14 protein-coding genes are annotated in these 19,833 nt (G+C 47.0%); 3 read left to right on the top strand and 11 right to left on the bottom strand.

Translation table 11 applies throughout. From position 1 onward, the window contains the following. Positions 1–412: 412 nt before the first annotated feature. Positions 413–3,043, bottom strand: coding sequence for a pyruvate, phosphate dikinase (gene ppdK / locus HMPREF0980_RS16460; RefSeq protein WP_049730157.1), 2,631 nt, complete (start codon positions 3,041–3,043; stop codon positions 413–415). A 281-nt stretch (positions 3,044–3,324) separates the two neighbouring features. On the opposite strand from ppdK, the gene HMPREF0980_RS16455 reads away from it, so the two are divergent. Both HMPREF0980_RS16455 and HMPREF0980_RS16450 read left to right on the top strand, forming a co-directional pair. After that, positions 3,325–4,491, top strand: a complete 1,167-nt coding sequence (locus tag HMPREF0980_RS16455; protein ID WP_049730156.1) for an alanine dehydrogenase — start codon at positions 3,325–3,327, stop codon at positions 4,489–4,491. 65 nt (positions 4,492–4,556) lie between these two features. Then, the gene (locus tag HMPREF0980_RS16450) at positions 4,557–5,957 is read left to right on the top strand and encodes a Na+/H+ antiporter NhaC family protein (RefSeq protein ID WP_049730155.1); all 1,401 of its coding nucleotides are present in this window, start codon (positions 4,557–4,559) and stop codon (positions 5,955–5,957) included. A 148-nt stretch (positions 5,958–6,105) separates the two neighbouring features. On the opposite strand, the gene HMPREF0980_RS16445 is transcribed toward HMPREF0980_RS16450, so the two are convergent. The 4 genes from HMPREF0980_RS16445 to tdh form a co-directional block, all read right to left on the bottom strand. After that, the gene (locus HMPREF0980_RS16445; protein ID WP_049730154.1) at positions 6,106–7,503 is read right to left on the bottom strand and encodes an aminopeptidase; all 1,398 of its coding nucleotides are present in this window, start codon (positions 7,501–7,503) and stop codon (positions 6,106–6,108) included. 168 nt (positions 7,504–7,671) lie between these two features. Beyond that, on the bottom strand, positions 7,672–8,442 hold the full coding sequence (locus tag HMPREF0980_RS16440; RefSeq protein WP_049730153.1) for a transposase: 771 nt from the start codon (positions 8,440–8,442) through the stop codon (positions 7,672–7,674). 106 nt (positions 8,443–8,548) lie between these two features. Next, positions 8,549–9,745, bottom strand: a complete 1,197-nt coding sequence (locus HMPREF0980_RS16435; RefSeq protein WP_049730152.1) for a glycine C-acetyltransferase — start codon at positions 9,743–9,745, stop codon at positions 8,549–8,551. A gap of 31 nt (positions 9,746–9,776) precedes the next feature. Then, the gene (tdh, locus tag HMPREF0980_RS16430) at positions 9,777–10,841 is read right to left on the bottom strand and encodes an L-threonine 3-dehydrogenase (RefSeq protein ID WP_049730151.1); all 1,065 of its coding nucleotides are present in this window, start codon (positions 10,839–10,841) and stop codon (positions 9,777–9,779) included. Between the two features lie 312 nt (positions 10,842–11,153). Here tdh and sstT point away from each other — a divergent pair, with 312 nt between their 5' ends. Further along, positions 11,154–12,413: a serine/threonine transporter SstT gene (gene sstT / locus HMPREF0980_RS16425; protein ID WP_049730150.1), complete on the top strand. Its 1,260-nt coding sequence runs from the start codon at positions 11,154–11,156 to the stop codon at positions 12,411–12,413. Positions 12,414–12,652: 239 nt separating this feature from the next. On the opposite strand, the gene HMPREF0980_RS16420 is transcribed toward sstT, so the two are convergent. The 6 genes from HMPREF0980_RS16420 to HMPREF0980_RS16395 form a co-directional block, all read right to left on the bottom strand. Then, positions 12,653–13,363, bottom strand: a complete 711-nt coding sequence (locus HMPREF0980_RS16420) for a pentapeptide repeat-containing protein (protein WP_049730149.1) — start codon at positions 13,361–13,363, stop codon at positions 12,653–12,655. A 107-nt stretch (positions 13,364–13,470) separates the two neighbouring features. After that, the gene (locus HMPREF0980_RS16415) at positions 13,471–14,862 is read right to left on the bottom strand and encodes a glycine--tRNA ligase (protein ID WP_049730148.1); all 1,392 of its coding nucleotides are present in this window, start codon (positions 14,860–14,862) and stop codon (positions 13,471–13,473) included. A 73-nt stretch (positions 14,863–14,935) separates the two neighbouring features. After that, positions 14,936–15,679: a DNA repair protein RecO gene (gene recO, locus HMPREF0980_RS16410; RefSeq protein WP_084002907.1), complete on the bottom strand. Its 744-nt coding sequence runs from the start codon at positions 15,677–15,679 to the stop codon at positions 14,936–14,938. After that, on the bottom strand, positions 15,627–15,842 hold the full coding sequence (locus tag HMPREF0980_RS16405) for a hypothetical protein (protein WP_049730146.1): 216 nt from the start codon (positions 15,840–15,842) through the stop codon (positions 15,627–15,629). Before HMPREF0980_RS16405 ends, recO begins: the two co-directional genes overlap by 53 nt. A 55-nt stretch (positions 15,843–15,897) precedes the next feature. Continuing rightward, a complete protein-coding gene (gene era / locus HMPREF0980_RS16400) occupies positions 15,898–16,794 on the bottom strand; it encodes a GTPase Era (protein ID WP_049730145.1) in 897 nt (298 codons plus the stop codon). 55 nt (positions 16,795–16,849) lie between these two features. Then, the gene (locus HMPREF0980_RS16395) at positions 16,850–19,771 is read right to left on the bottom strand and encodes an insulinase family protein (protein WP_049730144.1); all 2,922 of its coding nucleotides are present in this window, start codon (positions 19,769–19,771) and stop codon (positions 16,850–16,852) included. Between the last annotated feature and the right edge of the window lie 62 nt (positions 19,772–19,833).

Here is a 19,833-nt window from a genome sequence, read left to right as displayed (position 1 = left end):
ATCGGGTTAATATGGCTTCTGCTGACTTCTCGCCATTCGTTGTTACTCACGAATTTCATACTCTGTTTCCACTCGCTGACGTAGACCTCCCTGGGTACCACACGTTTCTTTCACTCCATCTATCTGCCACATTTACTATAGTTGATTCCGAGTAGATATTGGACTTCGATTTGTATCGCAATCTTATCCTCAACCATAGCCTGATGTGATTTCTGTTCGTCAGACCAGAGATTTGCCTCCACCTTCCTTCAGATTCCACCTCACGATGGACACCCTTGGTCTTGGCTGTATCCTTCCCACTACTAGGGCGGATTAGGGACTTTCACCCATTAGAAACGTGCGCCGCCAGGCACACGATAAAAAGCGTATCGCCAGAAAGCTGGCGATACGCTTTTGAAATTGAACTTATAAATTATGCATTCTTTGCTGTGATTGCAGCCTGCGCAGCAGCAAGACGTGCAATCGGCACACGGAATGGTGAGCAGGATACATAGTTGAGACCTAACTTGTTGCAGAATTCAACAGAAGACGGGTCTCCGCCGTGCTCGCCACAGATACCTACGTGGAGGTTAGCATTGGCTGGCTTGCCTTTTGCGATAGCCATCTCCATGAGCTGTCCTACACCTGTCTGGTCAAGCTTGGCAAATGGGTCGTTCTCGAAGATCTTCGCATCATAGTATGCGTCGAGGAACTTGCCGGCATCATCACGTGAGAAGCCAAATGTCATCTGTGTCAGGTCGTTCGTGCCGAAGCAGAAGAAGTCAGCTTCTTTTGCAATCTCATCCGCTGTAAGACAAGCTCTAGGAATCTCAATCATCGTACCAACTTCGTACTTGATATCGCTTCCGGCCGCTGCGATTTCAGCATCTGCTGTCTCAACGACAATCTTCTTCACATATTTGAATTCTTTGATATCTCCAATCAATGGAATCATGATTTCCGGGCAAACGTTCCAGTCAGCGTGTGCTTTCTGCACGTTGATTGCCGCACGGATAACGGCTCTTGTCTGCATCTTAGCAATCTCCGGATAAGTGACAGCGAGACGGCATCCACGGTGTCCCATCATCGGGTTGAATTCATGAAGGGAATCGATGATTGTCTTAATCTGCTCTACTGTCTTACCCTGTGCATCTGCAAGTTTCTTGATATCGTCTTCATCCGTAGGAACGAACTCGTGAAGCGGCGGGTCAAGGAAACGGATAGTAACCGGGTTGCCTTCCAGCGCTTCGTATAATTTTTCAAAGTCTCCCTGCTGTTCCGGAAGAATCTTCTCAAGTGCTGCTTCTCTTTCTTCTACGGTCTCAGAACAAATCATCTCGCGGAATGCATCGATTCTGTTTCCTTCGAAGAACATGTGCTCTGTACGGCACAGGCCGATACCTTCTGCTCCGAGCTCACGTGCCTTCTTAGCATCTCCAGGAGTATCCGCATTCGTACGGACCTTCATCGTTCTGTACTTGTCAGCCCATCCCATAATTCTTCCGAATGTGCCTGCGATTGTGGCATCAACGGTAGGAATGAGTCCGTCATAGATGTTACCTGTAGAACCGTCAAGAGAGATTGCGTCTCCCTCATGGAACTCTTTTCCGCCTAATGTGAACTTCTTATTTGCCTCGTCCATAACGATGTCACCGCATCCGGATACACAACATGTACCCATTCCACGTGCGACAACGGCAGCGTGTGATGTCATACCGCCACGTACTGTCAGGATACCCTGGGCAGCCTTCATACCTTCGATGTCTTCCGGAGAAGTCTCGAGGCGGACAAGGATAACCTTCTCTCCTCTTGCAGCCCAGTTCTTCGCGTCATCGGCTGTAAATACGGCTTTACCGCATGCAGCTCCCGGTGATGCTCCGAGTGCTTTTCCGATTGGTGTCGCAGCCTTCAGTGCAGCGGCATCAAACTGAGGATGAAGTAATGTATCTAAGTTTCTCGGGTCAATCATAGCAACGGCTTTTTCTTCTGTAATCATGCCCTCGTCAACAAGGTCGCATGCAATCTGAAGTGCAGCCTGGGCTGTCCTCTTACCGTTACGTGTCTGCAGCATATAGAGTTTCTTATCTTCGATCGTGAACTCCATGTCCTGCATGTCTCTGTAGTGGTCTTCCAGCTTATCACAGATTGCCACGAACTGGTCGTATACTTCCGGCATAACTTCATGTAACTGGGAGATCTTCTGAGGTGTGCGGACACCTGCGACAACGTCTTCACCCTGAGCGTTCATAAGGAACTCGCCCATGAGCTTCTTCTCTCCTGTAGCCGGGTCACGTGTAAATGCAACACCTGTTCCTGATGTATCGCCCATGTTGCCAAATGCCATCATCTGTACGTTGACTGCTGTTCCCCATGAATATGGGATATCATTGTCACGACGGTATACGTTGGCTCTTGGGTTATCCCATGAACGGAATACGGCTTTGATAGCTCCCATCAGCTGTTCCTTAGGATCTGTCGGGAAGTCCTGTCCAATCTTTTCTCTGTATTCAGCTTTGAACTGTCCGGCCAGGTCCTTGAGGTCTTCGGCTGTGAGATCCACATCCTCCGTAACGCCTTTTTCTTCTTTCATCTTGTCGATAAGCTCTTCAAAATACTTCTTACCAACTTCCATAACTACGTCAGAATACATCTGAATGAATCTTCTGTAGCAGTCCCATGCCCAGCGTGGATTTCCTGATTTATTAGCCAATACTTCAACGACTTCTTCGTTAAGGCCAAGGTTGAGGATCGTGTCCATCATACCCGGCATAGAAGCTCTTGCTCCTGAACGTACGGATACGAGGAGCGGATTCTCTTTATCGCCGAATTTCTTTCCTGTAATCTCTTCCATCTTTGTGATGGATTCCATGATTTGTGCCATGATTTCATCGTTAATCTTTTTTCCGTCCTCATAGTACTGAGTACAAGCTTCTGTCGTAATTGTGAAGCCCTGTGGTACCGGAAGACCCAAATTTGTCATTTCAGCAAGGTTGGCACCTTTTCCACCCAGAAGGTTTCTCATGGTTGCGTTACCTTCTGTAAACATATAAACCCATTTTGCCATTTGTCATGACCTCCTAAACTAATTTTACTTTCTAAGTCGCACATAATATTGTACTGTTTTTGACAGTGTTCGTCAACCCCTTAACGCCCAAGAAATCAAAAAACAAGGGCTCTCAGCGGCATTTTTATCATTTGCCGTAAACTGCCTTTATCCCATTACTTTTTGTTGCAGTAAAGCATGAAATTGTGTATAATAAAAAGGCATTTCTGCATAAAATGCATAAAAATCGTGGACAGGCTATGGCCTGAACTATTTATCCTAAGAATTGAGAGGAACAAGACATGAATGTAGGAATATTAAAGGATATCAAAGCCGGCGAGAACCGTGTGATTGCCACTCCTGTCGAAGTTGCGGGCCTGACCGCCGACGGGCATCAAGTATATGTACAGAAAGGTGCCGGTCAGAAGGCCGGATTTCCTGATGAAAAGTATGCTGCCGAAGGGGCTGTCATAGTGGATACCGCCGGGCAAATCTACAGCACATGCGGATTCATTGCCAAAGTAAAAGAGTTCGAGCCGTCTGAATATGATCTTCTCCGGGAAGACCAGATCGTGTTCACCTGTATACATCCGGCCGCCCACCCCGAAGAGGTTCAGGCTCTTCTGGACAAAAAAGTCATTGCCTTTACGGCAGAGGACTCGCACAGATATGGATCACCAAACTGCGAAGCCGCAGGCAAGCAGGGGGCTCTTATGGGCCTGGAGTCCATGCTCACGATCAACGGAGGCAAGGGCAAGTTTGTCAGCGGACTAGGAGGAGCTCCCGGCATGAAAGTGCTTATCTTAGGGGGCGGAACGGTGGGGCGGGCGGCCCTCTCTGTACTGCATGCGCTTGGTGCATGGGTGACCGTGGCAGATATCAGCATCGGAACGCTGCGGAATCTGCAGAATGAGTACAGGCAGAGCATTGACACGGTAATTTCAAGCCGGGAGAATGTCAAAGCGCTTCTGCCATCTGTAGATATGGTGCTGAACTGTGTGAAATGGCCGAAAGGCAATACGGAATATCTTATCACGCGCGAAATGGTACGCTCGATGGAACCTGGTTCTGTCATCGTTGATATCAGTAACGACGAGCAGGGGGCGCTCGAGACATTCCATGAGACGACACATGAGAATCCACGTTATGTAGAAGAAGGTGTCGTCCACTACTGCGTCAGCAACATTCCCGGCGCGATAGCAAACTCCACTTCCGTCGCTTATGCAGCATCCGTGCTGCCACATTTCCGCAGTATATTGAACAACGGCATTGCGGAGGCATGTGCAAGAGATGGTTTTCTCAGGAGGAGCCTGACAACCTATAAAGGCTACCTGACACATGAGGAGACGAGCGCGCTGCAGAACCGTCCATGGATACGCCCTGAAGATATACTGGGCCTGTCGGACAGAGATCTTGATCCGGCACCGGCTGCGACAGTGAGCCGGTCGGATAATTTTATCACGCTGTAAAAGCTATCAGGTTTTATTGGTTATCAGAAAAGAAGGAACGAAAGAGAAGGGGGATTTTATTCTTTATGGAAACAATGGGATTCATATCAATCATACCGGCGATACTGGCTATTGTATTGTCATTCGTAACGAGGAACACCGTCATATCACTTGCAATCGCCTGTATTACCGGAACGCTGCTGGCGGGACAGGGCGTGTTCGGGTTCCCGACACTTTTAAAGGAAAGCCTTGGGACGACGAGCTTTTCATGGGTCATGCTTTTGAATACCTTTATCGGAATTCTCGTGGCATATTTCCAGAAGACCGGGGCAATCCAGGGATTTTCCCAGAAAGTGCATGACCGCAACCTGAGCCGCAGAGGGGCACAGCTCATGGCATGGGTACTTGGTATGTTCATCTACTTCAGTGATTCCTTCAGCCCGCTTTTTGTCGGCTCCGTCATGAGAAGCATCACGGACAAGGCGAAAGTATCCAGAGAGAAGCTGGCGTACATAGCAGATTCTACTTCAGCACCTGTCAGCGTGCTCATGCCGATTACCGGATGGGCCGCGTATCTCATGGGGCTTGCTGTCGGTGTTGGATGTATTGTCGATGAAAAAGACGCTTCCGCGCTATTTCTGAAGGCAATACCGTTTAATTTCTATCCTATATTCGCAGTCCTTTTTGTCGGTGTTATCGCATCGGGGATTATCAAAGATTTCGGACCGATGAAAAAAGCCGAGAAACGTGCTGTGGAGGAGGGAAAGGTGATACGTGACGGCGCAACTCCGCTCATTGGAAAGGAGCTGACGGAGATGCAGTCGTATCCGGGTCTTAAGCCGAGGGTGTTCCTGAACTTCATCTTCCCGGTCCTTATGATCATCAGCATCGCTATCGGTACATATATCGCTTTCAGTTCTGCCAAGACAATGGAGGCGTTCTTGATGGTGGTCATCTTCATGACCGTCAGCATGATGATTCAGGGTATCCCGTTCAAAGAGGTGATGAATACTCTCACAGACGGTATCAAAGGTGCGCTGCCTGCAGTTATGCTGCTGGCTCTCGCATATTCGGTCAATGCGCTCAGCTCACAGATGGGAACGGCTAATTATATCATTTCCCTGACCGAGGAGCTGCTGACGCCGCACATGCTGCCGGCCATTATCTTCCTCGTATCCGCAGTTATGGCCTTTGCGACAGGTTCCTCCTGGGGAACGTTCGCAATCTGTATGCCGATAGCGCTGCCGCTGGCATTCAGTTTTACCGATGGGTCGTTGACCCTCCTCGTTATCGCCAGCTTTGCCGCTGTTGCAGGCGGCGGAGTATTCGGGGACCACTGCTCGCCGTTGTCCGATACGACCGTACTTTCGTCTACCGGCGCCGCGGCCGACCATATCGACCACGTCAAGACGCAGCTGCCTTACGCGCTCGTATGCGGCGGGCTTGCACTCATCGCCTATCTCGTCGTCGGGTTTGTGTTTGTATAAATTGGGGACGTGATCTTTTTGAAAAGGGTTACGTCCCAAACTGGACTTTATGGTGTACCTATATGCAAGATGCCCTGTACCTTTTTGACATGTTTTTCATTTTTAAACGAAAACACCTAGGTTGCAGTTACTACAACCTAGGTGTTTTTTACATTTCTTCTATGAATGCTTTATAGCCTTTATATGCTTCGTATACATCTGCCTTGCTAGTAATCTCCCACGGCGCATGCATGCACAGCACTGCGACTCCGCTGTCTATCACTTCCATCCCATAGTTCGCCATGATATATGCTATAGTCCCACCACCACCGGCATCGACTTTTCCAAGCTCTGCAAACTGGTAGGCCACATTTTTACTGTCCATAGCCCGACGAATCTGTGCCAGGTATTCCGCATTTGCATCATTGGAACCGCTTTTCCCACGGCTTCCGGTAAATTTGTTAAATACAAGACCTTTTCCAAAGAATGCAGAACTTCTCTTTTCAAATGTTTCTGCAAACATCGGGTCAAATGCAGCGCTTACATCCGATGAAAGCATCTTGGAATTCTGTAGCGCACGTCTTACTTTCAAGTCCGAAGTCTCGCCAGTCAGTGCCACCAGCTCTGCAAGAACATTTTCAAAAAATCTGGAATGCATGCCCGTTGCTCCTACACTTCCTATTTCTTCTTTATCAACAAGAATACAACAAGCTGTTTTGTCAACCTTTTCAACATCTAACAACGCAAACAGAGACGTAAACGCACATACCCTATCATCCTGTCCATAAGCCATTATCATGCTACGGTCTATGCCGCAGTCTCTCGCATTTCCCGCCGGAACAATCTCTAGCTCCGCGGAAACAAAATCTTCCTCTGAAATGCCATAAGATGCTTCGAGTATGCGCAACACGTTTTTCTTTACAGCCTCTTTTTCTTCTTTTTCCAGACTGCTGTCATTATTGACAGGGCGGCTTGCAAAGAGAAGATCTAGCTTTTCACCCTCAATTACTGCATTTGCCTTTTTCTCCATCTGCTTGGACGCAAGATGCACCAGAAGATCTGTTACTGCAAATACGGGGTCTTCTTCTTTATCACCGATATGAATCTCAACAAGAGAACCATCTTTCTTCGCCACAACCCCGTGAAGTGCAAGCGGAAGCGTTACCCATTGATACTTTTTAATTCCTCCATAATAATGGGTATCCAGGTAGGATAGCTCTTCATTTTCATATAATGGATTCTGCTTTACATCAATTCTTGGAGAGTCAATATGGGCCCCGAGGATATTCATCCCGTGTTCTAACGGCCTGCTTCCTATATGGAACGCAGCCACGCTTTTTCCCATACAAACCGCATAGACTTTATCGCCTGTCTTTAAGCCAGCCCCCTCTTCTATCATGCTGTTCAGACTCTTATATCCTCGTTCCTCCAGCATACGTACTGTCACCTTAACACATTCCCGCTCGGTTTTACCCTCATCGAGACAAGCTTTATAGGAATTATTAATCTGTTCCACTGCCATTAGTTCATCATGGCTATATGTCTTCCACGTATTATCTCTTTCCATTTAATCACGCTCCTTTACCCTAAATAGTATAACACATGTTAAAAGGGGACGTAACCATTTTCAAAAGTGTTACGTCCCAAATTGAACTTTGTGGTGTACCTAAATGGAATATACCCTGTACCTTTAAAACATTCTTAGGATTTGCAATATTTTTGATTTTATACATTATTATATCTTATGTTCTACAAAGCGTCTTACTTCCATGCATATATTTTGAATCCGTCTGTCAGATATGTTCAAAACTAATTTCAACTGTTTAATATATTCTTTTCGTAAATCTTGCTGTTCCAGAACTTGTTCCGGCAGTTCTAAGTGATTTTTTTCAAATATGTCCTTTAATATCAATAAAGCGATTTCTAACCGCTGTTCTTGCTTTTCACCCGGTATATCATCGAACACTTCATATCTCCGCTGCTGGTGGAAATCCTTAAATTCAGAAGCGCCAGCAAACTTTTCTTTATAAACAAAAAGTGCCTTTTCATGAATTACAACCGGAATATAACCACAATATTCATTCATGCTGCTGTAGATATAGCGCAAGGGCGTCTTAACCATATTTGCCTTTACCGGATTCATATGTATGTAACGGATGCAATTCCAAAAATATGACCCCGTTTCGATACATTCACTTGTGAATCTATTTTGAAATACATGTCCGTTTCTTTGATGCTTATAGTTGTAATATGATGCATATTCAGCTAATATTCTAGCCATAAATAGGGATAATTCCTGAATTTCTGCCCGGATTATAAAATGAGCATGATTGGACATAATGCAAAATGCATATATTTCCACTTGATACTTATTAAGATGTTTTAAGATAATCTTTTTGAAATAACCTTTTTCACGTCGTTGATTATAAATCCGCTCTTTGTTTATGCCTCTGACTACAACGTGGTAAAAACCGGTACTGCTTTCCTGTCTTTTCTTCGTCGGCAATGTACCCCTCCCTCCATTAGGTACAGGGCATATTCCATTTAGGTACACCGCAAAGTTCAATTTGGGACGTAACCCTTTTCAAAAAGATCACGTCCCCATTTACTACTTACAATCCCATCTCGCTTCTAACTTCTTTGAAGCATTTTACGATGAAATCTATATCTTCTTTCGTATGGCTTGCGCATACTTGTGTACGGATTCTTGCCTTTCCCTTAGGTACTACTGGGAATGAGAAGGCCACTACATATACGCCCTTGTCCATCATGCGTTTTGCAAATTCTGCCGCTGTCTTTTCATCATACAGCATTACAGGTACGCAAGGATGTGTTCCCGGAATAATGTCAAAGCCATTGTCTACCAGTTCTTTGCGGTAGTAGGCCGTAACTTCTTCCAAATGGTCACGGAGCTCTGTGCTCTCATCCAGCATATCGAACAGCTCGATACTGGCGCCTGCGATAGCCGGAGCAAGTGAGTTGGAGAACAGGTACGGGCGGCTTCTCTGGCGCAGCAGATCTATAATCTCTTTGCGGCCTGATGTATATCCGCCGGAAGCTCCTCCGAGGGCCTTGCCAAGTGTACCTGTAATAATATCGACACGCCCCTGCACACCACAGTGCTCCGGAGTTCCACGGCCAGTCTTGCCTACAAATCCCACTGCGTGGCTGTCATCAACCATCACAAGAGCATTGTACTTGTCTGCCAGGTCACATACGCCTTTCAAGTTACAGATGATACCGTCCATAGAGAACACGCCGTCTGTAGCTATCAGCTTCACCCGTGCGCCGGCTTCATCCGCCTCTTTTAATTTAGCCTCCAGATCATCCATGTCATTATTCTTATACCGGAAGCGCTTTGCCTTACAAAGGCGTACTCCGTCGATGATAGAAGCATGGTTCAGCTCATCGCTGATAACCGCGTCGTCAGCCGTAAGCAGTGTCTCAAACAGGCCTCCGTTAGCATCAAAGCAGGAAGAATATAAAATCGTATCATCCGTGCCGAGGAAATCTGAAATCTTCTTCTCCAGCTTCTTATGTATATCCTGAGTTCCACAGATAAAACGTACGGATGCTACTCCATATCCTTTATCGTCATATGTCTTCTTCGCCGCTTCTATGAGCCGCGGGCTGTTTCCCAGTCCAAGGTAGTTGTTCGCGCACATGCAGAGAAGCTCTCTGCCGTCTTCCATCGTTACTCTTGAACCCTGCGGGGAGACAAAAGGCGCCTCTCCTTTAAAAAGTCCCGCCTCCTTTATTCCTTCTACTTCTTTTGTGTAGATGCTTAAAATGTTGTCTTTACGTGCCATTGGTATCAGTCCTTTCTTTTATTATAAAAATTTAATCATTCACATGCGCCCAGTCTAAGATTACCTTTCCTGACTGTCCGGAAATCATTGCGTCGAAGCCTTTTTCATAATCTTTGATATCAAAATGATGCGTAATAATATCAGAGATATCCAGTCCTGCCTGGAGCATGGTAGACATCTTGTACCATGTATCCCATACCTTTCTTCCATATATGCCACGAAGATTCAGGCCGTTAAATATGACTGTCTCAAGGTCTACGACAGCGTCTGTTCTCTGAAGTCCAAGGAGTGCAATCTTTCCGCCGTGCTTCATGTTATGAATCATATCGGAAAGGCCCGGCTGGCTTCCTGACATTTCAAGGCCAACGTCAAATCCTTCTGTCATGCCGATTTCTTTCATTACATCCGCAAGTTTTTCTTCTTTTAAATTGACAACTCTTGTTGCGCCAAGCTTCTTGGCAAGCTCCAGACGGTATGGATTCAAATCGGTGACAACAACATGTCTCGCTCCTGAGAACTTGACAATCGCGGCTGCCATAATTCCAATCGGGCCCGCTCCCGTAATAAGGACATCTTCTCCGAGCACATCATAAGAAAGAGCCGTGTGGGTAGCATTTCCAAATGGATCGAATATCGCATACATCTCTTCCGGAATCGCCGGGTTGCACGGCCATACGTTGGATGACGGAATAACAAGATACTCTGCGAACGCGCCATTTCTGTTGACTCCGACCCCTTTGGCGTCTTTGCAGTTCTCCTTATGGCCTTCCAGGCAGTTGCGGCATTTGCCACATGTGATATGGCCTTCTCCTGATACCAGATCTCCAATGTGGAAGCCCTGCACGCCGTCTCCAACCTCCACAACTTCGCCGACATATTCATGTCCTGCGGTAAGCCCTACCGGAATCGTGTGCTGTGCCCAGTCATTCCACTGATAAATATGTACATCCGTTCCACAGATAGCTGTCTTGTGAATCTTAATCTTAACATCATTAGGGCCTACCTCCGGAACCGGAACCCTCTTCATCCACAGGCCTTCTTCTGGCTTTTCTTTCACGAGTGCCCACATCATTCCGTCATTTTTAATATCTCCCATGTCTAAAACCTCCCAATCTTATTACCGCCATCCCCAGACGGTTATTTTCGAATTAATTATATCATTCATTTTATTCATATACAATGATGTATTCCAAGTTTTTTTATACGATTTACTTCATTTTTTGCACAATTAGAAATTAAGCTATGTTATTATTTACAAATCGCCTTTGTTAAACTATAATTTATATAGCATTATTCACAACTATATGAGATAATAATCTCACGTTGGGGAAAACGAAACTAAAAGAAAGAGAGGAAAGCAGATATATATTATGAATCATAATATGTCAATATCTGCGAAATGAGAGAAATGAAAAACATTATCACCAAATGGAACAGCATCAGTCTTGTAAAGAGGATTATCTGTGGTTTGATCATCGGTTTAATTCTCGGTCTGGTTGTTCCACAGGCAAAGCCTATCGCATTATTAGGCCAGTTATTTGTAGGAGCGCTGAAAGCGATTGCTCCAATCCTTGTATTCTTCCTTGTAATGAGCGCCCTCTGTAACCAGGGGAAAGGACAGAAGACAAATATGAAATCCGTAGTAGTACTATATCTGCTCGGTACATTCCTCGCAGGATGTGTTGCCGTAGTGGCAAGCTTCCTGTTCCCGATTACACTTACACTTACCGACAGCGTAGAAGATATGACCGCACCGGGCGGCGTAGGCGAAGTGCTTACCAACCTCTTGATGAACATCGTGTCCAACCCTGTCGAATCCATCGTAAATGCCAACTATATCGGTATTCTTGCATGGGCGGTTATCTTTGGCCTTGCTCTGAAGAAAGCCAGCGACGGCACGAAGAAGGCCCTCAGCAACATAGCAGACGCCGTATCCCAGGCTGTCAGATGGGTCATCAGCTGTGCACCATTCGGTATCATGGGCCTTATCTTCAACACGATATCTGAACAGGGGCTTGACGTCCTTCTTTCATACGGAAAATTAATCCTTGTTATCGTAGGAAGCGTATTCTTCGTAGCACTCGTCGTAAACCCGATTATCGTATTCATCTGCTACAGGAAGAACCCATATCCGCTCGTGCTGAAATGTCTTAAGGACAGCGGTATCACAGCATTCTTTACACGTAGCTCGGCCGCCAACATCCCGGTCAACATGGAGCTGTGTGAGAGCCTGGGCCTTGACGAAGATACATATTCCATCTCCATCCCGCTTGGCGCAACTATCAACATGGGTGGAGCCGCTATCACGATTTCCGTCCTCGCGCTTGCAGCAGCACATACGCTCGATGTATCTGTGGATTTCCCAACAGCTATCATCCTCTGCGTATTATCAGCAGCCAGTGCGTGCGGCGCATCCGGTGTAGCCGGCGGTTCCCTGCTTCTCGTACCGCTCGCCTGCAGCCTGTTCGGAATCCCGAATGATGTCGCTATGCAGGTTGTCGGTGTTGGTTTTATCATCGGTGTTATCCAGGATTCCTGCGAGACAGCACTCAACTCTTCTACAGATGTTCTATACACAGCATCTGCGGAACTGTTAGACAGAAGAAAACATCCGGAAAGCTATACAACTGATATCACTATCAGAAAGAAAGAGAAAAAAGCTAGTTAGAGAATATTAAAATAAGACATCGGTCCATTGGTATGCTCCCTTCTGGGTAGGCAGTTAAAATAATAAAACTGTTTACTTAGGAGGGAGTATTTCTATGGAAAAAGAGAAGGATGGAATCACTCAAGGTCCTTTTTGGAAATGGATTGGAAAATACAACGCTTCCGGAACGATTGTCTCACGCATGAACGTGAGATGTATTATCGGACGCCTGCAACGAGGTCTTAGAATACGAACGCCAATTAGCCGAGATAGGCGATGGCCTCTTCTCTTGTAAGCCAGATATGTATCCCCCCCGCAGAGTCAAGAAAGCGGTCAGGGTTAAAATTCTCCGCATAAACCATCTCCCCCGCGCGGTACACAAAATTCTCATCTACATAGGAATGGGCTTCTTTAAAACTCTCACGGTAATCCACGCTCTTTATCGTCAAAACTTTTGCCTTATCACACTTTACTTCGTTCGTCGTCCCGGATATCCTCCTTGCATCCTCCGGTACGAGAAGCTGGACGATTCTTCTTCCAAAGCACACTTTCCATCCGATAAAAGGACCTTTCTCAGGACAGTATAAGTGAAAGTACTTCGTTTCCCCATCCGCCTTGACGTCCGTCAGGTCCGCCCGCTCCAAGGCTGACGCAAACAAATCCGCACCCCGTATGTCAGCGCCGGTCAGATTGCATCCTCTCAAGTCGGCAGAATGCAGATACGCCCCGGACAGATTCGTTCCCCGGAACGTAGAACCTCCGAAAAACGCGTTGTCCGCCTTAAGATATGCCATGTTGGCCCCATCCAGGTTCACATTTCGTATATCACTTTTATTAAAATTGACATTATGTAAGTCCCAGCCGGAGAGATTCATGTCTTCCAGCAGCGTTTCGTGCAAATCCAGCTGCTCCCCCGGCGTCCTCCTTTTGATTATATCTGCGAGCTCCTCCCGCGTCACCTTCCGAAGCATTATGCCACCTCCGTCACCCATTTCAGGTCAAGATATATAAAACCCCCTTTTGCCTCGTCTACTATCCGGCAAAAGGGGACCATGTTACAGTATAAGGCTAAATATTCTTACCATTCAAACTTTTCTGCAAAATAAGCGTCCAAATCTTCAATTTTGACTCTTTCCTGCTCCATCGTATCTCTGTCACGCACCGTGACCGCACCGTCTTCCTCAGAATCGAAGTCATAAGTCACACAGAACGGAGTTCCGATCTCATCCTGGCGGCGGTAACGCTTGCCGATGTTGCCGCGGTCGTCAAACTCACAATTATATTTCTTGCTCAGCTGCGCGTACACTTTCTCTGCGCCCTCATTTAGTTTTTTAGACAGCGGAAGGATACCAATCTTTACCGGGGCAAGTGCCGGATGGAAATGAAGTACCGTCCTCACATCTCCGCCTTCCAGTTCCTCTTCGTCATATGCGCTGCACAGGAACGCAAGAACCATACGGTCTGCGCCAAGTGAAGGCTCGATGACATAAGGAATATATTTTTCCTTCTTCTCATCATCAAAGTAGCTCATATCCTGCTTCGACACATTCTGATGCTGCGTGAGGTCATAATTCGTCCGGTCAGCCACGCCCCACAGCTCACCCCATCCAAACGGGAAGAGATATTCTATATCCGTGGTGGCATTGCTGTAATGGCTCAGCTCTTCAGGAGAATGATCGCGATAACGCACTTCATCATCCTTGAGCCCCAGCGTCTCAAGCCAGTTCAGGCAGAACTTCTTCCAGTAGTTGAACCACTCGAGGTCTGTGCCCGGCTCGCAGAAGAATTCCAGCTCCATCTGTTCAAACTCTCTCGTACGGAAGGTAAAGTTACCCGGCGTAATCTCATTACGGAAGGATTTTCCGACCTGGCAGATACCAAACGGTATCTTCTTCCTTGATGTACGCTGAACATTTTTAAAGTTTACAAAGATTCCCTGTGCGGTTTCCGGACGTAGGTATACGACACTCTTGGCATCCTCCGTAACACCCTGGAACGTCTTGAACATAAGGTTGAACTCACGGATTTCCGTAAAATTATGTTTTCCGCAGGTCGGACATGGAACTTCATGCTCCTTGATATAGGCCTCCATCTGCTCATGGCTCCAGCCGTCGATGCTGTCGCCGATGTCAAGCCCGTTGGCATGTGCAAAGTCTTCAATCATCTTATCCGCACGGAAACGCTCGTGGCATTCCTTACAGTCCATCAGAGGATCGCTGAATCCCCCGAGATGTCCACTTGCCACCCATGTCTGCGGGTTCATCAGGATTGCACAATCTACACCAACGTTGTATGGAGATTCCTGTACGAACTTCTGCCACCATGCTCTTTTAACATTATTCTTTAATTCTACACCGAGATTTCCATAGTCCCATGTATTTGCAAGCCCGCCGTAAATCTCAGACCCCGGGTATACGAATCCTCTTGATTTCGCCAATGCCACTATCTTATCCATCGTTTTTTCTACCATAACCTCATCCTCGCCTTCTATAAGTTTCATAATTGTTAATTATTATACAGTTATCAACCGGGGTTTTCAAGCCCTATCGCACAATTGTTTCCAGTATTTCCAGGGATTTGAAGCGTTTTTCCACATAGGTGTCCAAATATGCACTGACAATTTTACCGAGTTCAGCCAGAACATCATCTTTTACTGCAAAAGTATATAGCTTTTCGACCGGAGAGCTGATAATATACTGCATCGCATACAGCGTAGACGCAAGCAGCCGGATTCCGTCACCGGCCGTTCTCTGGCATTCGCTGCACACAAGCCCTCCTTTCGACACGCTGAACAGCGCGGGACGTTCTCTGTCCCCGCAGCGGACACATTCAAAAACCTGGGGCGCTTCCCCGTTGACAGCTACTGCTTTCAGCTCAAATATGTACCGGATAAGGCGGTTGTCAAGATGCGGATTGGTCAGCGCGCGCAGCGTCTGATACAGGAGCTTCAGAAGAAGTGTCTCGTCATTGTATTCTCTGGCGTAATAGCTGGCAAAATCCAGAAAATAAAAGCCATAGTAAGCACCCTCTACATCCACTCTCAATTCTGAAAAGTAGTTGGTAACGGAAGCAGACACGAGCGTGTATGATGTCCGTCCCTCGTATACCGTGAACTCACCGAAGGTAAACGGGCTCGTTACGCCTACAAGTGCACTGTGAGGCTTTCTCGCCCCACGCGCAAATGCAGATATCTTCCCCCGTTCCTTCGTCAGAATCACAACCCGCCTGTCATATTCACCTATAGGAGATGCATGAAGCACCATGCCTGTCACCGTAATCTGATTCACTGATTCTTCCACCTGTCTGTCTTGCATCGTGTGTGCCGTCTGCCGATTCGGCTTCCGTATCGCAGCGGTCCATCACCTGCCTGCAGATATCCATTCCTTTGTAATATAGATAATCTGTCACTGTTCCTGTTCTGGTAAATCTGTCCCAGTATCTGTCTTCCATGGAATCACCTCATCTTCCGTTTTATAAGATTAGGTTCTCCCATGGCGGCATCTTTTTATTCGTTATCCCTGTATCCAAAATTTTTCATCAGGAACTCACTGTCACGCCAGTCTTTTTTTACTTTTACCCAGAGCTTAAGGTTTACCTGACATCCGAGCATTTTTTCTATTTCAAACCTGGCCGTGCTGCCAATCTTTTTCAACATATTTCCTTGCTTGCCAATAATTATCCCCTTGTGGGAATCACGTTCACATATTATAGTGGCATCTATATGCATTACTTTTTTGTTCTTTTTCATGCTGTCGACCGCCACTGCAATGCCATGGGGTATCTCCTCATTCAAGCTGTGGAGCGCCTTCTCACGGATAAGTTCCGCCACGATCTGCCGCTCCGGCTGGTCAGTAACCGTGTCTTCGTCATAGAATTGCGGCCCGTATGGCAGGTACTTCATGACGACTGACATGAGTTCATCTGTATTATCGCCGTTTCTGGCCGACACCGGGACAATTTCCGCAAATTCATAGATATCTTTATACGCTGTTATAGCCTGCAGAATCTCTTCCTTTTTTACCATATCCACCTTATTGATGACGAGAATGACCGGCGTGTTTACTTTTCCGAGCTGTTGTGCGATGTGCTTCTCTCCGGCACCGATGAACGTGGTCGGCTCAACGAGCCACAGCACGACATCCACCTCATTCAGCGTCTTCTCCGCCACATTTACCATATATTCGCCGAGCTTGTTCTTGGCCTTATGGATTCCCGGCGTGTCCACGAACACGATCTGCCCTTCCTCCAGCGTCAGCACGGTCTGTATACGGTTGCGCGTCGTCTGAGGCTTATTGGATGTGATGGCTATCTTCTGCCCGACAAGATAGTTCATAAGCGTTGACTTTCCTACATTCGGGCGGCCAATCAACGTGACGAATCCCGATTTAAAATCCTTTTTCATACGTTCTCCTTCTCAATCTGGTACGTAACCAAACTTCATTTTCTTACGTCCCCTGTTAAAAACTTGTCACAGTCTTGAACAGGTCTTTGTTCTCCTCTATCATCTCTTCACTGCCGATGACGCAGAGCTGTCCCGCCTTGAGCACCGCCTCCACGACGCGGTACAGGGACCGGATATCACCCTGGGTCGCATCCAGTATCTGGCTGCGTTCTTCCCGTATCATATCCGCACTGACCTTATTCATATACAGGCTCATGGAACGCTCTCCCTTTGCAGCCGGTGTCATAGGCTGGTCTATGTTGCTCATTGTCCCGATGATATATTTAGTCATATCCCGCTCGCTAACCGTAAAGTTCTTCAGATAATCGACAACACCTTCATACACGTCTATCGTCCGTTTCAGGTTCGGGTCACGGTACGATACGAAGTATCCCTCCCCGATGCGGTTAAAATTGCTCATACAGCCGTATGCGCCGCCTTTGACGCGTATATTCTGCCATAGATACTCATAGCTTAGAATTACTTTCAATATCTGCAGGGCGCCTGTATAAGATGCGCCATTGTCGATAAAATTGCCTGTGCGCGCCACATACTGTACTTTAGAAGCAGTCTTGAACCCTTCGTTTTTCTTTTCGCATTGTATGATGCACGGCGTCTCATCCGGCGTCTCTTTAAAGAGCCTTGCCTTCAGGCCTGCAGCCAGACGCTCTAATCCTTCAAGCCCTTCCCTAGACGCAGTATAGCTGATCATCATATTGTCCGGTCTGAACAGCTGCTTCACGAGATGCTGCAAATGCCGGACAAGCTCTTCTTTCCGCTCTTCAAAATGTTCCTCGATATCTGCAATCTTCTCATAAAAGGCAATGCCGTTCGTCATATCCTTGAATCTCGCCGACGGAGAAGAATATGACATCGCCCTGAGCGCGGCTGTCAGATGGCCGGCAGACTGGAACCGCATGAGCAGCCGGGACTTCGCCATCGCAAGAATCTCCTTCAGCCGCTTCGTGTCATCCAGCTTCGATGCAGTCAGTATCTCCCCCATCATGTCAAATGCAACCGGCAGCTTTCCGTACAGCGCTTTTGCTTTTATCTCCAACGTCGCCCGGAACGCTTTGCTGCGCACATCGGTAACGTCAGAATACAGTTCAAGTGACGTGCCGATGCCGCCCGTATGCATGTTAATCTCATTGAACAGTTCGCCATATGCAAAATTATCCGTATCGATAATACCGAGAGCCGTCTGCAGGATTCCGACATACGGCACCTCCTCTGCCGGTATCCCCGACAGGTCAAACAAGATATCCACATACCCGATACCGTTCGTCTCTATGTCATGAAATACGGCCGGCACGCCCGCAACTGTCATCTCTTCATTTAATATCGGTTCGATATCACGGGAAATGTCTTCCCGCCTCAAAACCGGGATACGGTTCAGATCTTCTTCGCTGTCTTCTTCCGACTGGTATGCCTCGAGCCCTCTTGTCCGTTCCACGAGCTCTTTCACTTCTTCTCCGCTTAAGCTTTCCTTGTACTCCTGCAGCTTTCTCTCCAGTTCTTGATCCATCCTGGCCGTACGCCCCTTTTCCGGTTCTACTATTACGACAGCCCCGTGGGTGTTGTCAAGCAGATACTTCTGAATCAAATCTTCATAATATCTGGTTCCAACCTGCCTTTTAAGAAACTCGAATGTCTCCAGCGCCTCAATATGGAGAAAGGGCCTCTCTTCGTCGTAGAGCCAGCTGTCCATCATCTGCAGTCCGTACATGAGCCCTTTCGGGTAATTGCCAAAATCCGCTTCCCGATAGCGGAACTCGTGGTAATTGATTCCGGCCTCAAGCGCCCTCTTGTCCATACCCCTCTCCACTATACCGGCAAGTACGTCTTCAATCACTCCGACAAAAGCTTCCTTCTGCTCTACATTGGCATTTTTCGCTATGACAGAAAAAATCGGCTGGTAAATGCCGTTGTCGTAGGAACCCATGATATCCTTGCCTATCCCTGCATCGGTCAGCGCCTTTTTAAGCGGCGCCCCCGGAGCAGAGAGCAACGCATAGTCCAGTATCTGGAACGCCAGATAGAGTTCTTTGTCAAGGCTTGTTCCTATCACTTTATTATAAGACAGGTACGTATTATCCGCTTCCGGCTCATCACTCGCAATGGAATACGGAATCGTCACTTCCTTCATCTGTTCAAACGGCTGCTGCAGCTTAATCTCCGAGTCTACATCATCCGCTTCAAAAGCACTTAGATATTCCTTATCCAGCCATTGGAGCTTCTCTTCCATATCCATATTTCCATACAAGTAGATGTAGCTGTTGGACGGATGGTAATACTTCCTGTGGAAATCAAGATACTGCTCATACGTAAGATCCGGAATCGCTTCCGGATCGCCGCCGGATTCATTGGCATATGAGGTATCCGGAAACAGCGTGTTGAGCACGACTCTGTCCAGCACGCCTTCCGGTGACGAAAACGCTCCTTTCATCTCATTATATACAACGCCGTTATATTCCAGTTTTGCATCTGCATCTTCCAGCTTATAGCTCCACCCTTCCTGCCGGAATATTTCTTCATGTTCATATATATTCGGATATAATACCGCATCCATGTAGACGTGCATCAGATTCTGGAAATCCTTGTCATTACAGCTTGCCACCGGGTACACGGTTTTATCCGGATAGGTCATCGCATTGAGAAATGTATTCAGGGAACCTTTCACCAGTTCCACAAAGGGATCTTTGGCCGGAAAATTCTTAGAACCACACAGTACGGAATGTTCCATAATATGCGGCACCCCGGTACTGTCTGACGGGGGCGTGCGGAAGCCGATGGAAAACACTTTGTTGTCATCCTCATTTTCTACGAGCAGAAGCCTCGCTCCGCTTTTCTTATGCTTCATCAGATAACCGTAAGACTTGATTCCCTCTAGTTTTTCTTCCTGTATCAGATCATATGCACGTAAGTCTTTTACACTCATAACTACCTATCTTCTCCTTTCATCATTCAGGCTGTCCCACCGCATGCGGGGGTATATGATTA

The organism is Dorea sp. D27, assembly GCF_001185345.1.
GTDB lineage: Bacteria > Bacillota > Clostridia > Lachnospirales > Lachnospiraceae > Extibacter.
This window is presented reverse-complemented; position numbering and strand designations above follow the sequence as displayed.